Source organism: Bradyrhizobium sp. CCBAU 45321 (assembly GCF_028128975.1).
Lineage (GTDB): Bacteria > Pseudomonadota > Alphaproteobacteria > Rhizobiales > Xanthobacteraceae > Bradyrhizobium > Bradyrhizobium yuanmingense.
The window spans coordinates 17,537-42,798 of sequence record NZ_LFKZ01000016.1; the positions used below are offsets into that span (position 1 = coordinate 17,537).

The window sequence follows — 25,262 nt, forward strand, 5'->3', positions numbered from 1 at the left end:
TGAGGCGCCTCGCGCGACTCACCCAGACAGCGACATTGCCTTCCATGGTATTGTCCCGGCAGGGGGATTCGCGCCTGCCAACAGAGATGCGTGCTTATGAAAATCACCCGCCTGCGCCTTCACGGTTTCAAGTCCTTCGTTGAGCCCACGGACTTCGTCATCGAGCCCGGCCTGACCGGCGTGGTCGGCCCCAACGGTTGCGGCAAGTCGAATCTCGTCGAGGCGCTGCGCTGGGCGATGGGCGAGACCTCCTACAAGAGCTTGCGCGCGGCCGACATGGATGCAGTGATCTTCGCCGGCTCCGGCAATCGTCCGGCGCGCAACCATGCCGAAGTGACGATGACGATCGATAATGCCGATCGCACCGCGCCGGCGGCGATGAACGACAGCCAGATCCTGGAAATCTCCCGCCGCATCGAGCGCGAGGCGGGCTCGGTCTACCGCATCAACGGCCGCGACGTGCGCGCCCGCGACGTGCAGATCCTGTTCGCGGACGCCGCCACCGGCGCGCGCTCGCCCGCCCTCGTCCACCAGGGCAAGATCGGCGAGATCATCCAGGCCAAGCCCGAGCAGCGCCGCCGCGTGCTGGAAGATGCCGCGGGCGTTGCCGGCCTGCATGCCCGCCGTCACGAGGCCGAGCTGCGGCTGAAGGCGGCCGAAACCAACCTCACCCGCGTCGAGGATGTGATCGGCCAGCTCTCCGGCCAGATGGAAGGCCTGAAGAAGCAGGCTCGCCAGGCCGTGCGCTATCGCGAGGTCGCCGCCAAGGTCCGCAAGGCCGAAGCCACGCTGTTCCACCTGCGCTGGGTCGGTGCCCATGCCGACGTCAACGAATCCGGCCAGACCCACGATCTCGCCGTGCGCGAGATGGCCGAGCGCACTCAGCACCAGGCCGAAGCCGCCCGCATCCAGGCGATCCGCGCCGCCGAGATGCCGGCGCTGCGCGATGCTGAAGCGCGCGCCGCGGCCGGCCTGCAACGCCTGACCAATGCCCGCGAGCAGCTCGACCGCGAGGAAGAGCGCGCCAAGGAGCGCGTCGCCGAGCTCGAGCGCCGCCTCGCCCAGTTCGAGGGCGACATTTCGCGCGCCCAGCAGCAGACCATGGACGCCGACGTCGCGCTGCAGCGGCTCGACGCCGAAGATGCCGAGCTGAAGGAAGAGATCAAGTCGCGCGTCGAGAAGCGCTCCGGCGTCGACGAGCGCGTCGCCGAGGCCGAGGCGGTGCTGACCGAGACCGAGCAGCGCTTCGCCGAGCTCACCACCGCGCTCGCCGACCTCACCGCTAAGCGCAATCAGTTAGAGGCCAACGTCCGCACCCATCGCGACAAGCTCGCCCGGCTCGATCAGGAGATTGCGAACGTCACGGCGGAAGAGCAGAAGCTTGCCGCCGATACCGGCGGCTTCGGCGATCTCGACGAGCTGACCGCGCTGGTCGAGACCGCGGAAGAGACGCTGGCCGCCTCCGAAGCTGCGGCGCAGGCGAGCGAAGCGGCGCATGTCGCGGCACGCCAGACGCTGGAATCCTCGCGCTCGCCACTGGTCGAGGCCGACAAGCGCGTGCAGCGGCTCGAGACCGAGGCGCGCACGATCTCGAAGATCGTCAACGGCGAGACCAAGAATCTGTGGCCGCCGATCATCGACGGCATCACCGTCGACAAGGGCTTTGAAAAGGCGATCGGCGCAGCACTCGGCGACGATCTCGATGCACCGATCGATCCGTCGGCGCCGATGCGCTGGACCAATGTCGGATACACCGAGGGCGATCCGGAGCTGCCCGAGGGCGCCGTTCCGCTCTCCAACCATGTGCAGGCGCCGGCCGAGCTGGCGCGTCGCCTCGTGCAGATCGGTGTCGTCCCGCGCGAGCGCGGCGCCGAGCTGGTGTCGCAGCTCAAGACCGGCCAGCGGCTGGTCTCGCCCGAGGGCGACGTCTGGCGCTGGGACGGTTTTGTTGCCGCAGCGCATGCCCCGACCGGCGCCGCGCGGCGCCTGGCCGAGCGTGCCCGCCTCGTCGACATCGAGAACGAGCTGGAGCAGGCCCGCATCGACGCGCAGATCAAGCGTCAGGCGCTGGAGAACGCCGAGTCCGAGCTGCAGATGGCGGCGAGCACCGAAGGCGCCAGCCGCGAGGCCTGGCGCGCCGCGCAGCGCGAGCTGAACGTCGCGCGCGAGCGCCACGCCAATGCCGAGCGCGAGATCAGCCGCCATGCCGCGCGCAAGGCGACGCTGTCGGAAGCGCACAGCCGGCTCGCCGCCGATCGCGCCGAAGCCGAGGCCGCCTACGAATACGCCCAGGCCGGCATCGGCGAGCTGCCGTCGAGCGAAGACACCGAGACCCAGCTCGCCGCCGTCCGCAGCGACATCGAAGGCCGCCGCCGCATGGCCGCCCAGGTCCGCGCCGAGGCGCAGGCGCTGGCACGTGAGGCCGAGCTCGCCGATCGCCGCGTGCAGGCGATCCTCGCCGAACGCACCGAGTGGCAGAACCGCAAGGAGAGCGCGGCCTCCCATATCGACACCATCCAGGCCCGCATCGCCGAGCTCACGATCGAGCGCAGCGAGCTCGAAAACGCCCCGGCCGTATTTGCCGAAAAGCGCAGCGCGCTGATCACCGAGATCGAATACGCCGAGAACGACCGCCGCATGGCCGCCGACGCACTTGCCACCGCGGAAACCGCAATGGCCGAGACCGACCGTGTCGCCAAGCTGACGCTCGAGGCGCTCTCCAGCGCCCGCGAGGCCACCGCCCGCGCTGAGGAGCGCATGGAAGGCGCCCGCCGCCGGCTCGAGGACATCGAGCGCGAGATCCGCGACATGCTCGAGGTCGAGCCGCAGGCCGTCGCCGGCCTTGCCGAGCTCGAGCCCGGCGCCGAGCTGCCGCCGCTGCACGAGATCGAGGAAGACCTCGAGAAGATGCGCCGCGACCGCGAACGCCTCGGCGCCGTCAATCTGCGCGCCGAGGAAGAACTGCGCGAGGTCGAGACCCAGCACACCGGCCTCGTCACCGAGCGCGACGACCTGGTCGAGGCGATCAAGCGGCTGCGCCAGGGTATCCAGAGCCTCAACAAGGAGGCCCGCGAGCGGCTGCTGACCTCGTTCGACGTCGTCAACGACCACTTCAAGCGCTTGTTCGTCGAGCTGTTCGGCGGCGGCGAGGCCGCGCTGCACCTGATCGAGAGCGACGACCCCTTGGAAGCTGGCCTCGAAATCATCGCCAAGCCGCCGGGCAAGAAGCCGCAGACGCTGTCGTTGCTCTCGGGCGGCGAGCAGGCGCTGACCGCGATGGCACTGATCTTCGCGGTGTTCCTCACCAACCCGTCGCCGATCTGCGTGCTGGACGAAGTCGACGCGCCGCTCGACGACCACAACGTCGAACGGTACTGCAACCTCTTGCACGAGATGACCGGCTCCACCGACACGCGCTTCATCATCATCACGCACAACCCGATCACGATGGCGCGGATGAACCGGCTGTTCGGCGTCACCATGGCCGAGCGCGGCGTCTCGCAGCTGGTGTCGGTGAGCCTCGCCGAGGCCGTGGACATTCTCGACCAGAACGTGGCGTGATCTTGGACCGTCATTCCGGGGCGATGCGCAGCATCGAACCCGGAATCCATGGTGCGACCGACGCTGCGGATAAATGGATTCCGGGTTCTCGCTTCGCGAGCCCCGGAATGACGTGGGGTTGCTGATGATCTCCCCCACCCTTCCCGCCGAACTGAAAGCCGCCCTCGACGGCAAGCTGCAGGGCTTGTCCCGCAGCGACGCAGCCCAGCGCTCGCAGAAGATCTCGACTACGTATCGCGCCGGCGGCACCTCCAGCACGATCAAGTCGGACGCCGATGCGCTCGCTTATGCGCTGGCGCGCATGCCCGCGACCTACGCGGCGGTGGCGGCCAGCCTCAATGCGCTCACCGAGATCGCGCCTGATCTCGCCCCCGAAACATTGCTCGACGTCGGCGCCGGCCCGGGCACGGCAAGCTGGGCCGCCGCGGAAGCCTTTCCGTCGCTACAGGATTTTACCCTGCTCGATGCCAACACCACGCTGAGCCGGCTCGCGCTCGAACTGGCACACGGCAGCTCGCGATTGGCGGAGTGCCGTTATCTGCCCGGCGATGCCGGCGGCAACCTCGCCGAGGTCTCACAGGCCGATCTCGTCATCGCCAGCTACATCATCGGCGAGCTCAGCGAGGCCGATCAGCGCAAGCTGACCGAGGCGATGTGGGCCAAAGCGCGCCACGCGCTGGTGGTGATCGAGCCCGGCACGCCCGCCGGCTATGCCCGCATCCTCGCCGTGCGGCAGCAGCTGATCGCAGCTGGCGCTTTCGTCACCGCGCCCTGCCCGCACGAAAGGCCGTGCCCGCTCATCGCGCCCGACTGGTGCCATTTCAGCCAGCGCCTGCCGCGCTCGCAGGCGCACCGGCAGATCAAAGGCGCCGAGGTGCCGTTCGAGGACGAGCGCTTCATCTACGTCGCCCTGACCCGCACGCCGCCCGCGAGCCGCGCCGCGCGCGTGCTGGCACCGCCGGACGTCGGCAAGGCCGAGATCACGGCCAAGCTTTGCACGGAGGCCGGGGTCGCGCCGGCAAAAGTCCCGCGGCGGGACAAGGTGGCCTATGCCGAGGCCCGGCGCTGGCGCTGGGGCGATGCCGTCATGTCCGAAAGTTAATTTCGCTGGCCGTGCCTGCCTTGAACTCGGGCCGTTCCTGATCCGACCAAGTCTTACCTTCCCTCCGCGCCGGGCTCTCATCCTGCGTTAATTTCGTCTACCCTAGCGCCCGCCTTCTTCCCTCTTCAGGAGTTCTCCATGTCGACCGGCTGGATCGTCCTCGGCGTCATCGTCGTCCTCGCGCTGATCGCTTTCAGCGCCTACAACCGCCTGGTGGCGCTGAGCCAGCGTGTCGGCCAGGCCTTTGCCGACATCGACGTGCAGCTCAAGCAGCGTCACGACCTGATCCCGAACCTGGTCGAGACGGTGAAAGGCTACGCCTCGCACGAGCGCGGCACGCTCGACGACGTCATCAAGGCGCGCAATTCGGCGATGTCGGCGCAGGGCCCGGCGCAGGTGTCCGCGGCCGAGACCCAGCTCTCCGGCGCGCTCGGCCGGCTGATCGCGCTGTCGGAGGCCTATCCCGACCTCAAGGCCAACGCCAATTTCCAGCAGCTCGCCTCCGAGCTCTCCGACCTCGAAAACAAGATCGCGGCGAGCCGCCGCTTCTTCAACAACGCGGTGCAGGAATACAATACCGGCATCCAGCAGCTGCCCGCAGCTCTGTTCGCCGGCATGTTCGGCTTCACCAAAAAGGACTTCTTCGATCTCGGCGCCAGCCGCACCGAGGTCGAGACCGTGCCGCAGGTGAAGTTCTGATTTGAGCCGATAGGCCGGCGGGGCATCGCGTCATGGCCGCGTATGGTCTCTACACGCACATCGCCTCGAACAAGCTTCGTTCGATGCTGCTGCTCGCCGGCTTGTTCGCGCTGGTCTATGTGCTGGTCTATGCCGGCGCGCTGGTGGCCGAAGTGTTCATCGATGACAGTGAGACCGTCGCGTACTATCTCAGACACGCCTTCTCGGACCTGCTCAAGGCCGCGCCCATTGCAACGGTCGTGGCGGCGGTCTGGATCGTGATCGCCTATTTCTTTCACCAGTTGATGATCGATGCCGTGACCGGCGGCCACAGCGTCACCCGGCAAGAACAGCCGCGGCTCTACAATCTGCTCGAGAATCTCTGCATCTCGCGCGGTCTCACCATGCCGAAGCTGAAGATCATGGAGAGCCCGGCGCTGAACGCCTTCGCGACCGGTCTCAATCCGCGGCAATATTCCATCACGGTCACCACGGGTCTCCTCGATGCGCTCAACGACAAGGAGATCGAGGCGGTGCTCGGCCACGAGCTGACCCACATCAAGAACGGCGATGTGCAACTGATGGTGGTCGCCGTCATCATCGCCGGCGTGGTCGGCTTCTTCGGCGAATTGTTCTTCCGCCTGTTCACGAATCTGAACTGGAGCTCCGGCGGCTCCTCGTCCTCCGGCTCCTCCTCGTCGTCGCGGTCGTCCTCGTCGTCGAGCGAAAGCAAGAGCTCCGGCGGCGGCGCGATCATCGTCATCATCATCGCCATCGTGCTGATCGTGCTGGCCTGGCTGCTGTCGCAGGTGGTGAAGCTCGCACTGTCGCGGTCGCGCGAATATCTAGCCGACGCGGGTTCGGTCGAGCTGACGAAAGACCCCGACGCCATGATCTCGGCGCTGCGCAAGATCGAGAATCGCGGCGAGCTTCCCGGCGCGACCTCGGCCGTGATGGAGCTCTGCGTCGACAATCCACGCGAGGGCTTTGCCGACCTGTTCGCGACCCACCCTTCCGTGCAGTCCCGGGTCGACGCGCTGGTCAAGTTCGCCGGCGGGCGCGATCCGGGACCGCTGCCGGACCCCGCCGAAGAGACGGAACAACTCGAGACCGAACAAGCCGGCGCGCAGGACGGGCCGCCGCCGCTCTCGCAGGGGCCGTGGAGCGATGCGGCCGGTCCCGCGAGCCCGCCCGCCCGTTCCCGCGCCCAGTCCCTCAGGAGCCCCGGCAGCCAATCCGATGGGACCGTGGGGCCGTCACTGACGGCGTGATTTGCCGCTTCATGCGCCGGGTTTCCCGGCAATCGGGAAAATCCTCGGGAATTGCCGTAAGTGGAGCGCGAGGAATTGAATTCTCCCTTGTTTCTGCCATGTTCGCGCCCAACAGCAGACTCGGGACGTCTTTCGGGACATCGATTTGGGGCCCGGCCGATTGCGACCTCGCGATCGGGGGCGCGCGTTAGGGGACAGCAATGGCAAAGCCGGCAGTGGTTGTGGTGGGCGCGGACAAGGGCGGGGTCGGCAAGACCACGGTATCGCGCACCCTGCTCGATTATTTCTCGGCCAACAACGTGCCGACGCGGGCGTTCGATACGGAGTCGCCGCGCGGAACCCTGAAACGCTTCCACCCCGACATCACCGAGATCGTCGACATGACGACGACGGCCGACCAGATGAAGATCTTCGACACGCTCAACGCTGTCAGCCCTTCGGTCACCGTGATCGACGTCCGCGCCGGCCTGCTTTCGCCGGCGCTGGCCTCGCTGCGCGACATCGGCTTCCTCGACGCCGCCAAGGCCGGCCAGATCACCTTCGCCGTGTTCCACATCCTCGGACCCTCGATCGCCTCGCTGGAGGAGATCGCGGAGACCGCAGGCTTCATGGGGGGCGCGAAATATTTCCTGGTCAAGAACTTCATCAACGACACCCAGTTCTTCCAGTGGGACCAGGCGACCTACAATTCCTACTTCCACCGCATCAAGGACGCGACCGAGCTGACGATCCCCAAGCTCAACGAAATGGCCTATGAGCAGGTCGAGGTGTCCTCCGTCCCGTTCCTGAAATTCGTGGCCAACAAGGGCATCAGCGACGAGGCCGCGAACTATTCCTTCGTGCTGCGCGGTTATGTCCGGCACTGGCTGGCCAATGTCTGGAGCGAGTTCGACCGCATCCGCCTGACCGACATCGTCGGTTCGAAGCCGGTGACCCGCAACAGCGAAAAATAGTTGCGCAAGCCGGGTGGATACGGCTGGATTGGGCGGTGAGTTGGCCCAGATAATAGCTGTCGATGCCCGCAACGCCCGTCTACATCATCTGCTCGCCTCGCCCGCAGGTCGGCAAGACCTTGCTGGCGCGGCTGCTGACGGAATTCCTGCTGCTCAAGAACGGCAACGTCGCGGCCTTCGACGTCAACCTGAAAGAGCCGTCGCTGCTCGATTACCTGCCGAAGGTGACCGAGACCGCCGACGTGATCGACACCTTCGGCAAGATGCAGCTGATGGACCGCGTCATCGTCGATGACGGTATTGCCAAGGTGATCGACCTCGGCTTCCACGCCTTCGACGAGTTCTTCAAGATGACCGACGAGATCGGCCTGCTGAAGGAGGCGGCGCGGCGCCACGTTGCGCCGATGATCCTGTTCGTCGCCGACACCGACCGCGTCTCGGCCCGCGCCCACGAGATGCTGCGTGGGCAGATCCCGCGGATGAACCTGGTCACGGTGGACAACGAATATGTCGTCCGCGGCGAGCTGCCGCCGGCAATGGGAGGCGGCCGGCTGTTCCGCCTTCCCGCGCTGCCCGGTTTCCTCAAGACCTATATCGATCGGCTAAATTTCTCCTTCACCGGCTATCTGCGCCAGGAGAAGGACTCTTCGACCGAGTTGCACCAATGGACCCGGCGGAATTACATCGCGTTCCGGGAGCTCGAGCTCAGCCTGATATTGCAGCGGTCGTAGGCGAAACGACCAGGACGCTCAGTGCCCCTCGAACGACATCAGCGTGCGCACGGGCACGTCCATGGCGCGCAGCTTGGCGGCGCCGCCGAGCTCGGGCAGGTCGACGATGAAGCAGGCGGCAACCACGTTGGCGCCAATCTGGCGCAGCAGCTTGACCGCGCCTTCCGCGGTGCCGCCGGTGGCGATGAGGTCGTCGACCAGGATCACGCGCTCGCCGGGTGCGACCGCGTCGACGTGCATCTCCATCTCGTCGATGCCGTATTCGAGCGAATAGGCGATGCGCACCGTGGTATGCGGCAGCTTGCCCTTCTTGCGGATCGGCACGAAGCCCGCCGAGAGCTGATGCGCCACCGCGCCGCCGATGATGAAGCCCCGCGCCTCCATGCCGGCGACCTTGTCGATCTTGTTGCCGGCCCAGGGATTGACGAGCTCGTCCACGGCTCGGCGGAATGCGCGCGCATCCGCGAGCAAGGTGGTGATGTCGCGGAACATGATCCCGGGCTTGGGATAATCCGGGATGGTGCGGACGCTCGCCTTGATGTCGTGGTCAAAAGTCATTCGTGCCTCTCAATTGACCGGCGCATCCAGCCGGAACGCGTTTTCGACAATACGTAGCCCCACCTCGCCGCCGAGCGACATCAGCGATTCCGGGTGGAATTGCACGCCGGCGATCGGCAGGGTCTTGTGCTCCAGCGCCATGGCGACGCCGTCCTCGGTGCTGGCGGTGACGGACAACACCTCCGGCATGCTGTCGCGCTCGACATAGAGCGAGTGATAGCGGCCGATGACGATCTCGTTCGGCAAATTGCGCATCAGCCGTCCGCCGCGCACCTGCACCCGCGAGGGCCGGCCGTGGGCGGGATGGGTGAGCTGGCCGAGCTCGCCGCCGAAATATTCGCCGATCGCCTGCACGCCGAGGCAGACGCCGAACACCGGCAGCTTCTTCTCCAGCGCCGCATCGATCGTCGTCTTGATCCCGAAATCCTCAGGGCGCCCGGGGCCGGGCGACAGCACCAGCAAGTCCCACCTCTTCTGCTTGAGCATGTCGAGCGCATGCACATAGCGGACCACGGTGACGCTGGCGCCGACCTGGCGGAAATAATCGGCGAGCATGTGCACGAAGCTGTCGTCATGGTCGATCAGCAGCACCTGCTTGCCCGAGCCAGTGGCATCAGGCGCAAAGGTCGAGAGCGGCTTCGGCGGGTCGCCGCGCAGCGCCTGGAACAGCGCGGCGGCCTTGACCTGGCACTCGCGGTCTTCTGCGGCGGGGTCTGAATCGAACAGGCAGGTGGCGCCGACGCGCACTTCGGCGAGGCCATCCTTCATGCGGATGGTGCGGATGGTGAGGCCGGTGTTGATACTGCCGTCAAAATTCACCGCGCCGATCGCGCCGGCATACCAGCGCCGCGGCGAGCGCTCGTGGTCCTCGACGAACTGCATCGCCCACAGCTTTGGCGCGCCGGTGACGGTGACGGCCCAGGCGTGGGTGAGGAAGGCATCGAGCGCGTCGAAGCCGGGGCGCAGCATGCCCTCGACGTGGTCGACGGTGTGGAACAGCTTCGAGTAGGTCTCGATCTGGCGGCGCGCCAGGACCTTGATGGTGCCGGGCACGCAGACGCGCGCCTTGTCGTTGCGGTCGACGTCGGTGCACATGTTGAGCTCGAACTCGTCCTTCTCCGAATTCAGCAGCTGGCGGATCTGCTCGGCATCGCCGATCGCATCAAGGCCGCGCGCGATCGTGCCCGAGATCGGGCAGGTCTCGACGCGGCGGCCGTCCGAGCGCACGAACATTTCGGGCGAAGCCGAGACGAGAAACTCGCCTTCGCCGAGATTCATCAGCGCACCATAGGGCGACGGGTTGATGACGCAGAGGCGCTGGAACACTTCGGCCGGCGAGCGGTCGCAGGGCTCGGCGAACAGCTGGCCCGGCACGGCCTCGAACAGATCGCCACGGGCAAAGGCGGCGCGCGCTGTCTCGACCGTGGCCTGATATTCGCCCGGCGCGTGATCGGCAAAGCCCTGACGCGGCGTCTTCAGATAGGGGCTGTCGGCGGTCTCGCGCGGCAGGCCTTCGGTCGATTTGCCCTTCCAGGCGAAATCGTAAGAGAGCACGACGCCGCGGCCGGTGGCACGGTCGTAGGCGAGCAGGCGATCGGGAATATAGAGCACGATATCGCGCTGGTCGGTCTCGCGCGGGCGCTTCTGCACGAGGTCCTCGATCTGGAACACGAGGTCGTAGGCGAAAGCGCCGAACAGGCCGAGCAGGCCGTCGTCACTGGCGGAGAAGGCAGCGACGAGATCGCGCACCAGCGACATCACGCTGGCACGCCGCGTGCGCTGGTCCTCCTCGACCGGCGCATCGCCGCGGATGATGTGGCCGGAAAGGCGCGTCGCCGTCTTTTCGGAGATCACCACGCAGGGTTCGTGCAGCACGTCGCCGAGGAAGGCGATCAGCACCTCTCCGCGCGCGTTCAGCGCTTCCAGCTTGAAATTGACGTCAACGGTCTCGAGCTTGAGCGGCGGGTCAGAGAAGGCGAGATCGAAGCTCTCGTAGCGGCCGGGCACGGTCGTGCCCGAGGACAGCACCACGCCGCGGCGGCGGTCGAGCAGGTTGATCAGGTCGTCGAGCCGGTTGGCGCCGCCGGTGAACTGCTCGGCCACACGCGTGATCGCAAGACCGGCGCGGGTCGCGTACGCACTTCTGGCCGGGAGGGCAAAGACTGTCCTGTTCATGTCGTCGTCTTACGAAACTTGTCGAGGGAACGCCACACAGGACAAACGATCAGGCCGCCGCACTGCGTGGCGACCTTCGACGATTTTGAGAAATGAAATCGCACCGGCCACCTCTTTAGGAGGTGCGCCACCAAAGACGGGCTGGGCGGACGGCGGTGCTCATGGGCGGATACTCACCATGGCGCGGGGGCGGCGTCAAGGGTGGCCGAGCTGCGGGTCAGAGGCTACCCTTCTTCCAGAGGGCTGCCATCTCGGCGTCGCTGGCAAACTCGCCGCGCTCAGCTTGATCGAGCCCCTCGCGAACGGCCGCCCTGTGCTCCTCCGGGATCGCGAAGACCTCGCGCTCCCGACGCCTTTTGTTCTCGGATCGGTCTGGCACGCTCCTACCCCAGATGCTTCCTGAAAAACTCCGTCGCGCGGCCCCAGGCGAGCTCGGCGGCTTCGCGGTCGTGCACGGCCTGGCGCTGCTCGTTGACGAAGGCGTGCTCGGCGTCATAGCGGAACAGCTCCAGCGACTTGCCGGCGGCCTTCATGGCCTTCTCGAAGCCGTTGACCAGCTCCGGCGTGCACCAATCGTCCTTGTTGGCGAAATGGGCCTGGAGCGGGATCTTGACGTCGGCGGGCTTGGCCGCCTGCTCGGGCGGGATGCCGTAGAACACGACGCCGGCCGCGAGCTCCGGGATTTTGGTCGCGCCGATGATGGTCACGGCGCCGCCGAGGCAGAAGCCGGTCAGCCCGACCTTGGCACCGTTGCGCGACAGATATTGCGTGGCGCCGCGCACGGTCTGCGTGGTGGCGTCCATGAAGTCGAGCGAGTTCATCTCCTTGTTGGCGCTGTCCGTGTCGTGATACGGCACCACCTTGCCCTTGTAGAGATCGGGCGCCAGCGCGTCGAAGCCGGCCAGCGCGAAGCGGTCGCACAGGCCCTTGATCTGATCGGATAGGCCCCACCATTCCTGGATCACCACGACGCCCGGCGCATTGCCGCGCCCGGCATTGGCGAGATAGCCCGAGGCGTCCTTACCGTCCGGGCGCTTGAAGGTGATGCTGGTTCCCATGGTGTCCTCCGGTGAGTTTCTGGGGGATCGGTTGGCGGTATTTTGGCGGGTGGGAGCGCGCGGCGCAATCCACACTCTCGTCATTCCCGGCGGTGTGCAGCACCGAACCGGAATCTCGATATTCCGGGTTCGCGCGATCACGCGCCCCGGAATGACCAGTCAACAAAAAGCCCCCTCGCGGGGGCTTCTTCATCTCGTCTCGTCCTTCGCCGCTCAGTGCGAGGCGGCCCAGACCTTCTTCTTGGTGAAGTACATCAGGCCTGCGAAGACGATCAGGAACACGAAGACCTGGAAGCCGAGGCGCTTGCGCGCTTCCATGTGCGGCTCGGCGGTCCACATCAGGAAGGTGGTGACGTCCTTGGAGTACTGCGCGACCGTAGTCGGCGAGCCGTCGTCATAGGTCACCTGGCCGTCGCTGATCGGCTTCGGCATCTTGATGGCGTGGCCCGGGAAGTACTTGTTGTAGTACGAGCCCTCCGGGAGGGTGACGCCCTCCGGCACCTTGTCCTCATAGCCCTGAAGCAATGCGGCGACGTAGTCAGGCCCCTGCTCCTGGTACTGGGTGAAGACGTCGAAGATGAACCAGGGGAAGCCGCGCTTGTAGGAGCGCGCCTTGGTGATCAGGGACAGGTCCGGCGGCGCCGCACCGCCGTTCGCGGCACGCGCGGCCTGCTCGTTCGCGAACGGCGAGGGGAAATAGTCCGCCGGCCGGCCCGGGCGCTCGAACATGTCCCCCGCATCGTTCGGGCCGTCCTTGACCTTGTACTCGGATGCAAACGCCGCGGCTTGCGCCACCGAATAGCCGGGCCCGCCGGGCTCGGCGAGGTTACGGAAGGCGACGAAGGACAGGCCGTGGCAACTGGCGCAGACCTCCTTGTAGACCTTGAGGCCGCGCTGCAGCGCGCCGCGATCGAACGTACCGAACGGGCCCGCGAACGACCACTTGTTGCCCGGAGGCTTGTCGCCGCCTTCGGCCGCTTTCGCGCTGTCGATCGAGCCCGCGAACAACGAGCCGGCGAGCGCCAGCACGATCGCGGTCGAGACCATCGGCGTCGACCGGCTGCCGGTCTTAGCCAGCACGGCATCCGAGATCGAGTTCGGCACCGGCCGCGGCTTCTCGATGCGCGCGAGCAGCGGCAGCACGATCAGGAAGTAAGCGAAGTAGCAAAACGTCAGGATGCGGCCGGCGATGACGTAGATGCCTTCCGGCGGCTGTGCGCCGAGATAGCCGAGCAGGATGCAGACCGCGACGAAGATCCAGAAGAACTGCTTGGCGAGCGGACGGTACTTCGAGGACTTGGTCTTGGCGGTGTCGAGCCAGGGCAGGAAGCACAGGATGATGATCGCCCCGAACATCGCGATGACGCCCGCGAGCTTGTCGGGAATCGAGCGCAGGATCGCGTAGAACGGCAGGTAATACCATTCCGGCACGATGTGCGGCGGCGTCACGCCCGGGTTCGCCGGAATGTAGTTGTCGGCGTCACCGAGATAGTTCGGCATGTAGAAGATGAACCAAGCGTACAGCAGCAGGAAGCAGGCGACGCCGAACATGTCCTTGATGGTCGCATGCGGCGTGAACGGCACCGTGTCCTTTTCCGTCTTCGGCTCGACGCCGTCGGGATTGTTCTGGCCGGCGACGTGCAGCGCCCAGACGTGGAGCACGACGACGCCTGCGATCACGAACGGCAAGAGATAGTGCAGCGAGAAGAAGCGGTTCAGCGTCGGGTTGCCGACTGCATAGCCGCCCCAGAGCAGCGTCACGATGCTCTCGCCGACATAGGGAACGGCCGAGAACAAATTGGTGATGACGGTGGCGCCCCAGAAGCTCATCTGGCCCCAGGGCAGCACGTAGCCCATGAAGCCGGTCGCCATCATCAGGAGGTAGATGATGACGCCGAGGATCCACAGCACCTCACGCGGCTCCTTGTACGACCCGTAGTACAGACCGCGGAACATGTGGACGTAGACGGCGACGAAGAACATCGAGGCGCCGACCGCGTGCATGTTGCGCAGCAGCCAGCCGTAGTTCACGTCACGGACGATCAGCTCGACCGACTTGAAGGCGAGATCGGCGTTCGGCGTGTAGTGCATCGCCAGGATCACGCCGGTCAGGATCTGCATTCCGAGCATGAAGGAAAGAATGGCGCCGAATGTCCACCAATAGTTCAGGTTGCGCGGGGTGGGATAGGCGACGAAGGAGGAATGGATGAGACCAAAAATCGGCAGGCGCCGCTCGATCCATTGCAGGGCCGGATTGCTCGGCTGGTAGTCGGATGGTCCGCTCATGATGCGATCCTGAGGAAATAGTACGACGAGACGGCGCGAAGCTTCGGACTTGAGTCCGAAGCTCAGCCGATCTGGATTTTGGTGTCGGAAACGAACTGGTACGGCGGCACTGCCAGGTTCGTGGGCGCTGGGCCCTGGCGGATGCGGCCGGACGTATCGTACACCGAACCATGGCAGGGGCAGAAGAAGCCGTCGTAGCTGCCTTCATGAGCGATCGGGATACAGCCGAGATGGGTGCAGATGCCGATCACGACCAGCCACTGCTCGTGGCCCGACTTGACCCGGGCCTCGTCGGTCTGCGGATCCGGCAGGCTCGCCACGTTGACGGCGCGCGCCTCGTCGATCTGCTTCTTGGTGCGGTGGCTGATGTAGATCGGCTTGCCGCGCCAGAACACCTTGATGTCCTGGCCTTCCGCGATCGGGCTGAGATCGACCTCGATCGGCGCACCGGCGGCGATGGTCGAGGCATCCGGATTCATTTGGGAGATGAAGGGCCAGAGCGCAGCCGCGCCCCCTACTGCTGCAAATGCCCCTGTTGCAACAAATAAGAAATCACGGCGTGTCGGATGGTCCGCCGAAGACGCTGTCGTCACGATTCCAACCCTTTCTTCTTGCGCTACCGGTGGAACCGCTCCGGGGGGCGCCCAAGAGGTCCCCGGAAAGGCTGCCGGCGCCCGCGGCCCCCCGCGGCGGCAGAACTTGGCTTATTCACCTCTAAACGGGTGAAACAGCAGTCCAGAATCGTTCTATTGGCACCCTTGCCGGGCGAGCGCAAGCCCGCTAACGGCGTGGGAGCGTGCAATGCACGAATTCCCGGGCGGGCGATGTTTTATTGAGACATTTTGCGCCCGCAAGCCAACTCGCCGCCGCCCATGCAGATCGCACTTTTCCAGCCCGACATCCCCCAGAACACCGGCACGATTCTTCGCCTCTGCGCCTGCCTGGGGCTCGATGCCCATATCATCGAACCGGCGGGCTTCCCCATCTCGGACCGCCTGTTCCGCCGGGCGGGAATGGACTACCTCGACCATGTCAGGCTGACCCGCCACGTCTCCTGGGCGACATTCGAGGACTGGCGCGCAGGCCAGGGCCACCGGCTGCTGCTGTTCACCACCAAGGCCGCCACCGACTACCGCGATTTTCATTACCAGAGCTCGGACATCCTGCTATTCGGGCGCGAGAGCGCCGGCGTCACCGATGCCGTGGTCGAGGCGGCCGATGCGCGTCTGGTGATCCCGATCAAGGCGGGGCTGCGGTCGCTCAATGTGGCCATGAGCGTGGCCATGGCCGCCGGCGAGGCGCTGCGGCAGATCCGGAACCGGCAAGGTTTGACAGGTTGAGGAGAGAGGCTTGAGTTACGCGGTCAAGGAGATCTTCCTGACCCTGCAAGGCGAAGGCGCCCATGCCGGGCGCGCCTCGGTGTTCTGCCGCTTTGCCGGCTGCAACCTCTGGAGCGGGCGGGAGGCCGATCGCGCGGATGCGACCTGCAAGTTCTGCGACACGGATTTCGTCGGCACCGACGGCACGCTCGGCGGGCGCTATGGCTCTGCTGCGGAACTCGCCGATACCATCGCCGCGCAATGGACGGGGGCTGCCGCCAATCGCTATGTGGTGCTGACCGGCGGCGAGCCGCTGCTCCAGGTCGACGCTGCGCTGATCGAGGCGCTGCACGAAAGAGGCTTCGAGATCGGCGTCGAGACCAACGGCACGATCGCAGCTCCTGATGGGCTCGACTGGATCTGCGTCAGCCCCAAGGGCGGCAGCGAGCTGATCCTGCGCCAGGGCCACGAGCTGAAGCTGGTCTATCCCCAGGCCTTGGCGATGCCCGAAGCATTTGAGGATCTCGCCTTCGAGCGCTTCTCGCTGCAGCCGATGGACGGGCCTGAGATCATCGAGAACACCGCGCGCGCGATCGATTATTGCCTGCACCATCCGCAATGGCGGCTCAGCGTGCAGACCCACAAATCGCTCGGCATCAGATAGGACGCGACCCGCGAATGCAGATGGACGTGACGACGATCGAAGCCCGCAAGGCCCGCGCCCGCGCCTGGTTCGAGCGCTTGCGCGACGACATCTGCGCGAGCTTCGAGCGGCTGGAGGACGACGCGCCGCAAAGCCTCTATCCGGGCGAGGTCGGCCGCTTCAAGCGCACGCTTTGGCAGCGCACCGACCATTCCGGCGCGGCCGGCGGTGGCGGCGTGATGTCGATGATGCATGGCCGGCTGTTCGAGAAGGTCGGCGTGCACTGCTCGACGGTGCACGGCGAGTTCGCACCCGAATTCCGGGCCCAGATCCCCGGCGCGGCGGAGGATCCAAAATTCTGGGCCTCCGGCATCTCGCTGATCGCGCACATGCGCAATCCGAATGTCCCTGCCGTGCACATGAACACGCGCTTCGTCGTCACCACGAAGGCCTGGTTCGGCGGCGGCGCCGACCTGACGCCGGTGCTGGAGCGAAGGCGGACGCAGGACGATCCCGACAGCATCGCCTTCCATGCCGCGATGAAACAGGCCTGCGCGCAGCCGAGCGGTGTTGCCGACTACGACAAGTACAAGAAATGGTGCGACGAGTATTTCTACCTGCCGCACCGGAAAGAGGCACGCGGCATCGGCGGCATTTTCTACGACTGGCACGACAGCGGCGACTGGGACGCCGACCTCGCCTTCACCCAGGACGTCGGGCGCGCCTTCCTGAAGCTCTATCCCGAGATCGTGCGACGCAATTTTGCGAGCGCCTGGACGCCTGCTGACCGCGAGGAGCAATTGATCCGCCGCGGCCGCTACGTCGAGTTCAACCTGCTCTACGACCGCGGCACCATCTTCGGGCTGAAGACGGGCGGTAATGTGGACTCGATCCTGTCGTCGCTGCCGCCGGAGGTGAAGTGGCCATGAACGCCGTGCTGCCGCCGCTGCCCCGCGCCATGCTGATCGACATGGACGACACCATCCTGTCGGCCTATGGCCGGCCGGAGATCGCCTGGAACACGATCACGGCCGAATTCGCCGAAGAGCTCGCTCCGCTTCCGCCGCCGATGGTCGCAACCGCCGTGCTGGCCTTCGCGCGAAACTTCTGGGCCAGTGCGGAAGCCGCGTGGCGGATGAAGCTCGCCGAGGCGCGGCACCTGACGGTGAAGGGCGGCTTCGCCGCGCTCGCGGCCGCTGGCCACCGCGCCCTGCCCGACGATCTCGCCATTCGCCTCGCCGACCGCTTCACCGCCTACCGCGAGGAGGAGATGTTCGTCTTTCCCGGTGCGCATGAAGCAATCGACCAGTTCAAGGCGCTCGGCATCAAGCTCGCGCTGGTCACCAACGGCGCCGCCGACATGCAGCGCGCCAAGGTCGAGCGCTTCGAGCTGGCGCATCGCTTCGACCACATCCAGATCGAGGGCGAGCACGGCTTCGGCAAGCCCGAGGAGCGCGCCTATCTGCACGCGATGCAGGCGCTCGGCGTCACCGCTGAGGACACTTGGATGATCGGCGACAATCTGGAATGGGAAGTGGTGACGCCGCAGCGCCTCGGCATCTATGCGATCTGGATGGACGTGCATGGCGAGGGCCTGCCCGAAGGGTCGACGGTCAGGCCCGACCGCATCATCCGCTCGCTCGGCGAGCTGCTGCCGGACCGGCCGTAATCAGCCGGTCAAAACAAGACTCGAAAAACAACCCCATGCACAGTAGCGCGCTGCTGTAAAATCAAGGGCTTACGGATTTTACGAAAAATTTCTGACCCGTCGGGCAAAACAGGGGTATTATGGCATCGTCGCGAGGGTTGTCATCGAGCCTAGAGCGCGATGCGATCAGGATGAATCGTCATCGCGCTTTAGCTTATGTTCGAGCATGATCTTTTCGGAAAACCGCTACGCACTTTTCCGGATCATGGTCTATCGCGCTCCCGCGAGCACGCCCAAGGCAACCTATTCCACGGTGATATTGCCGGTCTCAATGACCCGCTTCCAGCGGGCCAACTCAGAGACCAGAAACTCCTGGAATTGCTCCGGGGTGTTGGCCACGATTTCGAGGCCGATATCCTCCATTCGTTTGCGTACGTCCGGTGCCTTCAGCGCCGCGACGATCTCGCCATGCAATTTTGCTTTCACATCGGCAGGAAGCCCCTTCGGAGCAGCCACCGCCTGCCACGAAAAGACATCGACACCATCAATCCCAAGTTCCTTCAAGGTGGGCACTTCGGGCAAAAGACGGGATCTGGCATCACCGGTGATGGCGAGAACCTTGAGCTGCTTGGATTGAATTTGCCCGATGACGGCGTTGATGTTTTGAAACGATACGTTGACATGCCCCGCGAGGAGATCACTCACAGCGGGCGCCCCGCCGCGATATGGCACGTGGAGACCGGTCGTCCCAGTGCGCTGCCAGAACAGCGCCGCCGTGAGATGATCGGACGAACCCGCACCCGAGCTTGCAAAAGTGATCTTGCCGGGGGTCTTCTTCAGGTGGTCAACCAACTCGGCGACGGTGTTTGCCGGAAAGTTCAAGTTGGCGACCAGGACGTTCGGTGCGCGCACAGCGACCGTCAAAAGGTCGAAGTCCTTCAGAGGATCATACTTCAGATTGGGCTGAAGAAATGGATTCGTCGCATAGACACCGATCGAGCCGACGAGAACGGTGTATCCATCCGCTGCGGCCCGGGCCACCGCTGTTGCTCCAAGCGCGCCCGTTGCGCCGGAGCGGTTTTCGACGACCACCGGCTGCCCCAGCGTATCGGAGACCTTCTGTCCGATTGCGCGCGCGACCATGTCGGACGAGCCTCCCGCCGGGAATGGAACGATGAAGGTGATATTCCTTTCCGGCCAGGCCGCGTATGCCATCGAGGTCGCGGCAAGAAGCATGATGCCAGCCGCACCAAAACGAATCTTCGATAAGAGAGTTGCATTGCCCATTGTCGATCCTCCGTTGCGACATTTTTTCTGAGGGCCTATTTTACGTGCTCATACCATCCCGATTGATGCTCAGATTGTATTGATTGATCCACTATTTATCACGGGCGCTTTGTCGCGGTGAAATCGCCGATGTGCAAACCTGCCGAGGGGTGGCGCTTCGTCAATCATTGCGCAGCGTATCTCGCGGTCAGCGAATGACCGTGCAAGCTGCCGGAGAACACCACGATCGCCTTCGGCGACAGCTCGGCCTGCAGCTTTCCCGTCATCATGTTGGGATTGGCCGGCGCAAGCGGAACGGTGACCGTCTTGCCGCCATCCTGAATCGTTGCGCGTCCCCGCATATCCTTCGTCGACAGCGGCGATCCATCGTCGTCCCCAACGTAAAAGACGATGTCGGTCCCTTTGCTGACGAATTCGATCGGATGCCCCTGCGACTTGACGACGGGGCCGCCGTTGCTGCCCTTCGTCTGCGCCGCGGCAACATCCAGCGTCGCAATCATCACAGCCGTCATGACGAGGCCGATATATGTTCTCATTGCAGGCTCCTCGGTGGTTTTCCGCGCGCATCAATAGGCTTCCGCGGGGGTGAACGTTGCGGCGTGTCCGGCCACCAGCCGCTGCAGCGGCTGTTTGCCGAACATCAGAAACAGGATCGGGGTCACGATTGTGTCGAGGACCGTGGCGCTGAGCAGGCCGCCGAAGATCGTCACGGCCACCGGGTGCAGGATTTCCCGACCCGGCTCGTCCGCGCCGATCAAGAGCGGCGTGAGCGCTAGTCCTGCGCAAAGCGCCGTCATCAGCACCGGACTGAGGCGCTCCATGCTGCCGCGAATGACCAGCCCGGCCCCGAAACTCTCGCCTTCGTGGATGGCGAGATTGATGTAGTGCGAGATCTTCAAGATCCCGTTGCGCGCCGAGATGCCGGCCAGCGTGATGAAACCGATCATCGATGCCACCGACAAGGGCTGCCCGGAGATCTTCAGCGCGGCGACGCTGCCGATCAGGGCGAGCGGAATACCTCCCATGATGATCAGCGCCAGTGCGATCGACCGGTAGCGGCTGTAGAGGACGACGAAGATCATCGCCATGGAGGCAAGCGACAGAATGCCGATGCGCCAGGACGCCTCCTGCTGGGCCTGGAACGCGCCTTCGAGACGGGTCGTGTAGCCTTGCGGGAAATCGAGCTCGCGAACCGACCTCTGAATGTCGGCAGCGATATCGGCGATGTCGCGGCGCCCGTCCCCGTTGCCGTAGACGACGATCCTGCGCTGGGTCCCCTCCCGCTGAATTTGGTTGGGCCCGTCGGTCTCGACGATATCGGCCAAAGCGCTCAGCGGGACGAACTCCGACCCGGTCGGGATCAGCAAATTGTGCAGTCCGGTCGTCGAACGGTCCTGCTCCGACAGGCGCATCACGACGTCGAAGCGGCGATTGCCGTCGACGATCTGGGAGACCTTCCGGCCATTGGACAGCGCGTCGAGTGCCTGGGTGACCGCAGCCGGCGTCAGGCCGTAGAGCGCTGCTCGGGCATGGTCGATTTGAACCCGCACTTGCGGAATCAACACCTGCTTCTCGACCTGGAGATCGACCAGACCCGGGATCGTCGATAGACGCTGGCGCACCGTTTCGGACAGCCGCCGCAACGTCTCGATGTCCTGGCCGAAGATCTTGAGCACGATCTGGGCACGAACACCCGACTGGAGATGATCGAGGCGGTGGCTGATCGGCTGTCCGATGGCCAGCGACGCCGGCAGCGCCGACAGGGCTTCGCGGATGCTCGCATAGATCTCCGCCTTCTGGCGCTTGGATGGCGTCAGATCGACATCGATCTCGCTGTAGTGCACGCCTTCGGCGTGCTCATCGAGCTCGGCACGGCCGGTGCGGCGTCCGACCGACTTCACCTCGGGCACTTTTGCGAGCAACTGCTCCGCCAATAGGCCAAGACGGTTCGATTCCGCGAGCGAAATGCCTGGATTGTACTGCAGCGACAGGACCAGCGTCCCCTCGTTGAAGGGCGGAAGAAAGCTGCGGGGCATCTGGCTCGCGGCATAGCCCGCCACCGCGACCGCGGCGGCGATGCAGACCAGCACCAGGCCCTGCCGCTCGAAGGCCCAGCCGAGCACCCGCCGATTGGCCTGCTTCAGTTTCGTGACGACAAAGCTCTCGCGGTCACCTGAATAGGCCCGTCCCGAAAGCAGATAGGAGGACAGCACCGGCGTCACCGTGATCGAGGTCAGCAGCGAAGCAAGGATCGAGACCACATAGGCGACGCCAAGCGGCGTGAACAGCCGCCCTTCGATTCCCGGAAGGGCGAACAACGGCACGAAGACGAGAACGATGATCATCGTTGCATAAACGATGCTGGAACGAACCTCCTGGCTCGCGCCGGAGATCACGTCGAGGACGGAACGCGGCGCGCTCGACGCGGCGTTCTCTCGCAGGCGCCGCAGGATGTTCTCGACGTCCACCACGGCATCGTCGACCAGCTCGCCGATCGCGATGGCGAGGCCGCCCAGCGTCATGGTGTTGATCGTGAGGTCGAAGGCGCGAAACACCAGAACCGTGACCAGGATCGATATCGGAATGGCGGTCAGCGAGACGAACGCGGCGCGACCGTTCATGAGGAAGACGAACAGGACGATTGCGACGACGATCGCGGCCTCGATCAGGACGCGCTCGACATTGCCGATCGAGGTCTCGATGAAGGTGGCCTGCCGGAACTGCACGTTGGTGATGCTGATGCCCCCGCGCATGGTGCGTTGCAGGTCGCGCAGCGTGGACTCGACATTGCGCGTCAGTGCCACAGTATCCGCAGCCGGCTGCTTCATGACGCTGACGATGACGGCGGGCTTGCCGTTATATCCGGCGTCACCGCGCTTGGTCCGCGCGGAAAAATCCACCGAGGCAATCTGCTTCAGTAGGATCGGCTGCTCTCCGCGGTTGACGACGACGGTGTTGCGGAGGTCCTCGATACGCTTGGTGAGACCGACATTGCGGATCAGATATTCGCGGCCATGCTGGTCGACGAAGCCGCCGCCGCTGTTGGTGCCGAATCTTGCGACCGCCTGCTCGATCTGATCATGGGTGACGCCGAGCGCCTGCATGGTGGCGACGTTCGGCGTCACGCGGTATTGGCGGACCTCGCCGCCGATGGGTATTACCTGGGCGACGCCGGGAATGGCGAGGAGTTGGGGCCGGACGACGAAGTCGGCGATCTCGCGCACGTCCATGGGTGAAGCCGTGCCATCGCTCGTCAACGCGATCAACATGATCTCGCCCATGATCGAGGTCACCGGGCCCATCTGGGGATTGACCGCAGCCGGCAATTGCTCGCGGATCAGCGCCAGCCGCTCCGAGACGAATTGCCGGGCGCGGTAGATTTCGACGCCCCAGTCGAACTCGACATAGACGACTGACAGACCAACGCCCGAGACGGAGCGCACCCGGATCACACCGGGCATGCCGTTCATTGACGTCTCGATCGGGAACGTCACCAGCTGCTCGACCTCCTGGGGGGCCAGTCCCTCTGCCTCGGTCAGGATGTTGACGGTCGGGCGGTTGATGTCGGGCAGGACGTCGACCGAAACGCTCGGCAGCACGAACAGGCCGTAGCCGACCAGCGCGGCGGCGACGGCCAGCACGAACAGGCGATTGCGCAAGCTGGTCTGGACGATGAGCTTGAACATGGCCGGCTACCGGATCTGGTTGATGAGGTCGGTGCCGCGAACGACGATGTGTTCGCCTTCCCTGACTCCGGCAGCCACGATCACGCGGGCGGCGTTCACCGGCACCACGCGAACCGGTCTCGGCTCGAAGCGTTCGGGCGCCGTGTGCAGCCAGACGATATTTTCACCATTGCCACTTCGAACGACGGCATTGCGCGGCACGACCAGGCCAGACACGGGCGCTCCGGCCTGGATCATCACGTTCAAGGGTTGACCGATGTTGAGACCTGCCGGTGGCTCCGGAATGGCGAAGTGAACCACGGACGCATGCTGGCGCAGCGCCCGGCTCGTTCCGACGAAGCTCAGCGCAATCTGCTGCCCGTTCGGGGCCATAGCCGTTGCGGCTTCTGGCTGCTTCAAGCCTATTTCGTCATAGGCGAGCGCCTCGACCCAGAGGCTGCCGGGGTCCGCGATCTGAAACAGGACGTCCTGCGGCTGTATGACCTGGCCCGGCGCGACCTTGGCGGAGGTGATGATTCCGTCGGTCGATGCCCGCAGCTCCTCGAAGCCGGTGCGGGAATTGCGAACGGTCTCGCGGCGGGCCCGCAGGCCCTCCAATTCGCTTTCGAGATCGTTGACCTGCCCTTGCGGCACCGCGCCGCGTTCGGCCAGCGGGCGGAGACGCCGCAGCTTGTTGTCCGTGATGGCCATCAGCTGTTCGATCTCGCCGACCTTCTCGAGGATCGTCGTGCGATCGGCGATCGGCAGATGCGGCTCGATCCGGAGGAGCAGATCGCCCTTGCGGACGGTTTGCCCGATGCGGGGGATGCCGTCATCGCCGGGAACCACGCGGCCGCCGTAGATGCTCTGCACGATGCTGCTGCGGTTGGGGTCGGCCATGACACGGCCGATCAGGGTGACGGCGGGATGAATCGTCTGCGGCTCGGCTGCAGCGGTGCGTACCTCGAGCAGACGCTGCGTCGGCTTGGCCGCGAAGACGGTGCCGTCTTGCAGGCGGCGCGGGGCATCGCTCAGCGCGGGAACATCAGGCGGATTTGGTTGCGTTGCATTGGTCCGGCCCTCGCCGAACATGACGGAGGCGAGAATGACCAAAGCCCCCGCCAACACCGCGGACATCGAGGCCGCCATGAAGCGGCCACGCCGCTTCCAATAGGCGAAGAGACCGCCGAAGCCCAAGGCGGCGAGCACGGACGCGCCGATGGCGGCTCGGTTCGAGAGAAGCCAGCCGGGCGCGTGCTTCTGCTCTGCGGGCCGGGCCTCTGCACGCGGTATGAACGAGTTGACCAGCAGATCATTTCCCCTGCTAGCGTTGATCGAGAAGATCACCTCGACCGATCCGGACGGTGTGCCGTTCGGAATCGGGGCGGTGTAGACGCCGTTCTCCTGGCTCAATGCCTCGATCGGGGCGGAATCGCCGATCGTGGCCTGCAAGGCGGCGTCCGAGACCGGCTCGTTCGTCGCGGCATCATCGATGAAGACGGACAGCCTGCCGTCTTTCAGGATGCCGACGACTTCGTAGAGCTCGGAGCGCGCGGCAATCCTCGGATAGGCTGAGGACACGACCGCCGTCTTTTCGGCGTCGCCGTGATCGTGCCCTTCATGGCCAAAGGCGCCCGACAAGCCAAAGACCAGGCTCACCAACCAGACACCGCCGGCCAGCCCAAGAGCTGCGAGCCGCCCTTTCGGGCAGCGCTGATTCATCAACATCGAAAGATCCTTCAGACATGCGAAAAGGCGGCGGCCGAAGCGCCGCCGGGACTACGCGATGCTGAAGGTACTTGGTGGCCGGACGAGTCCCTCGGGGCGCACCCCGACAATGGCCCGCGCGAGCGGCAGGTCCATGGCGCCGAGCACTTCGAAGACGCTGAGCAGGTGAACGACCTGCGTTGAGGCGATCGAGGTGCCAAACATGTCCCAGGCCACGCCGGGAGCGCCGTCCTCGTCGTGATCTGGCCCGTCATGGACGTGGCCTTCCGCGTCGTCGCCGGCGTGGGAATGCACGTGGCCGGCCAATTGATCGTGGAAATGCAGGGAACCGCTGAGCGTGACGGACGGCATCGGAATGGCGCCAACAGCCGCCTGCGCCTGCGAGACCGAGATCAGGGCCGCCTGAAGCACAAACGCGGATATCGCCACGAACATGGCCGTTCTGGCGAGTTGACGAAGATGGTGGCGGACACCGTGCGGCACGCCGAAAAACTAGGCGATGCCGACCGCGAATTCAAGGCGACGTTCGCATCGCGTGGGAGGTGGTCCAGACACCCTCCCCGTTCGATCGAGGAGCTACCGCCGCCCGATATCCGGCA

The 25,262-nt window shown here is 65.2% G+C and carries 20 protein-coding genes and 1 pseudogene; 10 read left to right on the forward strand and 11 right to left on the reverse strand.

Annotated features, from left to right (window positions below):
- Positions 1–96: 96 nt before the first annotated feature.
- The 6 genes and pseudogenes from smc (at position 97) to ACM43_RS04320 (ending at position 8,296) form a co-directional block, all read left to right on the forward strand.
- The gene (gene smc, locus ACM43_RS04295; protein ID WP_271538296.1) at positions 97–3,561 is read left to right on the forward strand and encodes a chromosome segregation protein SMC; all 3,465 of its coding nucleotides are present in this window, start codon (positions 97–99) and stop codon (positions 3,559–3,561) included.
- A gap of 124 nt (positions 3,562–3,685) precedes the next feature.
- Positions 3,686–4,663 carry a small ribosomal subunit Rsm22 family protein gene (locus tag ACM43_RS04300; protein WP_271538298.1) on the forward strand — a complete coding sequence of 326 codons (978 nt, stop codon included), beginning with the start codon at positions 3,686–3,688 and terminating at the stop codon, positions 4,661–4,663.
- Between the two features lie 138 nt (positions 4,664–4,801).
- Entirely contained in the window at positions 4,802–5,362 is a 561-nt protein-coding gene (locus ACM43_RS04305) for a LemA family protein (RefSeq protein WP_036037187.1), read from the forward strand.
- Positions 5,363–5,394: 32 nt separating this feature from the next.
- A pseudogene (locus tag ACM43_RS04310) lies at positions 5,395–6,604 on the forward strand (M48 family metallopeptidase).
- Positions 6,605–6,812: 208 nt separating this feature from the next.
- Positions 6,813–7,565: a hypothetical protein gene (locus ACM43_RS04315; protein ID WP_271538302.1), complete on the forward strand. Its 753-nt coding sequence runs from the start codon at positions 6,813–6,815 to the stop codon at positions 7,563–7,565.
- Between the two features lie 62 nt (positions 7,566–7,627).
- Positions 7,628–8,296, forward strand: coding sequence for a hypothetical protein (locus ACM43_RS04320; RefSeq protein ID WP_271538304.1), 669 nt, complete (start codon positions 7,628–7,630; stop codon positions 8,294–8,296).
- An 18-nt stretch (positions 8,297–8,314) separates the two neighbouring features.
- Here the strand turns inward: ACM43_RS04320 and ACM43_RS04325 are convergent, their stop codons facing one another.
- From ACM43_RS04325 to petA, 6 genes are all read right to left on the reverse strand, one after another.
- Complete coding sequence (locus tag ACM43_RS04325) at positions 8,315–8,854, reverse strand: adenine phosphoribosyltransferase (RefSeq protein ID WP_036024845.1); 540 nt, start codon at positions 8,852–8,854, stop codon at positions 8,315–8,317.
- A gap of 9 nt (positions 8,855–8,863) precedes the next feature.
- A complete protein-coding gene (locus ACM43_RS04330; protein WP_271538308.1) occupies positions 8,864–11,029 on the reverse strand; it encodes an anthranilate synthase component I in 2,166 nt (721 codons plus the stop codon).
- A 217-nt stretch (positions 11,030–11,246) separates the two neighbouring features.
- On the reverse strand, positions 11,247–11,408 hold the full coding sequence (locus tag ACM43_RS04335; RefSeq protein WP_271538310.1) for a hypothetical protein: 162 nt from the start codon (positions 11,406–11,408) through the stop codon (positions 11,247–11,249).
- Between the two features lie 4 nt (positions 11,409–11,412).
- On the reverse strand, positions 11,413–12,087 hold the full coding sequence (locus tag ACM43_RS04340; protein WP_057026276.1) for a dienelactone hydrolase family protein: 675 nt from the start codon (positions 12,085–12,087) through the stop codon (positions 11,413–11,415).
- 213 nt (positions 12,088–12,300) lie between these two features.
- On the reverse strand, positions 12,301–14,373 hold the full coding sequence (gene fbcH / locus ACM43_RS04345) for a cytochrome b/c1 (RefSeq protein ID WP_271538313.1): 2,073 nt from the start codon (positions 14,371–14,373) through the stop codon (positions 12,301–12,303).
- Between the two features lie 62 nt (positions 14,374–14,435).
- Positions 14,436–14,966, reverse strand: a complete 531-nt coding sequence (gene petA, locus ACM43_RS04350; RefSeq protein ID WP_036006265.1) for a ubiquinol-cytochrome c reductase iron-sulfur subunit — start codon at positions 14,964–14,966, stop codon at positions 14,436–14,438.
- Positions 14,967–15,245: 279 nt separating this feature from the next.
- On the opposite strand from petA, the gene ACM43_RS04355 reads away from it, so the two are divergent.
- The 4 genes from ACM43_RS04355 to ACM43_RS04370 are packed head-to-tail and all read left to right on the forward strand — an operon-like array spanning position 15,246 to position 18,004.
- Positions 15,246–15,713: a tRNA (cytidine(34)-2'-O)-methyltransferase gene (locus ACM43_RS04355; protein ID WP_271538316.1), complete on the forward strand. Its 468-nt coding sequence runs from the start codon at positions 15,246–15,248 to the stop codon at positions 15,711–15,713.
- A gap of 10 nt (positions 15,714–15,723) precedes the next feature.
- A complete protein-coding gene (gene queE / locus ACM43_RS04360; protein ID WP_271538319.1) occupies positions 15,724–16,356 on the forward strand; it encodes a 7-carboxy-7-deazaguanine synthase in 633 nt (210 codons plus the stop codon).
- Positions 16,357–16,376: 20 nt separating this feature from the next.
- Positions 16,377–17,264 carry an oxygen-dependent coproporphyrinogen oxidase gene (gene hemF, locus ACM43_RS04365; protein WP_271538832.1) on the forward strand — a complete coding sequence of 296 codons (888 nt, stop codon included), beginning with the start codon at positions 16,377–16,379 and terminating at the stop codon, positions 17,262–17,264.
- Complete coding sequence (locus ACM43_RS04370; protein WP_157286432.1) at positions 17,261–18,004, forward strand: HAD family hydrolase; 744 nt, start codon at positions 17,261–17,263, stop codon at positions 18,002–18,004. Before hemF ends, ACM43_RS04370 begins: the two co-directional genes overlap by 4 nt.
- Positions 18,005–18,286: 282 nt before the next feature.
- Here the strand turns inward: ACM43_RS04370 and ACM43_RS04375 are convergent, their stop codons facing one another.
- From ACM43_RS04375 to ACM43_RS04395, 5 genes are all read right to left on the reverse strand, one after another.
- Positions 18,287–19,270, reverse strand: a complete 984-nt coding sequence (locus ACM43_RS04375; protein WP_271538321.1) for a Bug family tripartite tricarboxylate transporter substrate binding protein — start codon at positions 19,268–19,270, stop codon at positions 18,287–18,289.
- A gap of 164 nt (positions 19,271–19,434) precedes the next feature.
- A complete protein-coding gene (locus ACM43_RS04380) occupies positions 19,435–19,806 on the reverse strand; it encodes a hypothetical protein (RefSeq protein ID WP_246732427.1) in 372 nt (123 codons plus the stop codon).
- A 30-nt stretch (positions 19,807–19,836) separates the two neighbouring features.
- Positions 19,837–22,956, reverse strand: coding sequence for an efflux RND transporter permease subunit (locus tag ACM43_RS04385; protein ID WP_271538326.1), 3,120 nt, complete (start codon positions 22,954–22,956; stop codon positions 19,837–19,839).
- A 6-nt stretch (positions 22,957–22,962) separates the two neighbouring features.
- Positions 22,963–24,663: an efflux RND transporter periplasmic adaptor subunit gene (locus tag ACM43_RS04390; RefSeq protein ID WP_271538328.1), complete on the reverse strand. Its 1,701-nt coding sequence runs from the start codon at positions 24,661–24,663 to the stop codon at positions 22,963–22,965.
- A 51-nt stretch (positions 24,664–24,714) separates the two neighbouring features.
- Entirely contained in the window at positions 24,715–25,098 is a 384-nt protein-coding gene (locus ACM43_RS04395; RefSeq protein WP_036037130.1) for a hypothetical protein, read from the reverse strand.
- Positions 25,099–25,262: the final 164 nt, after the last annotated feature.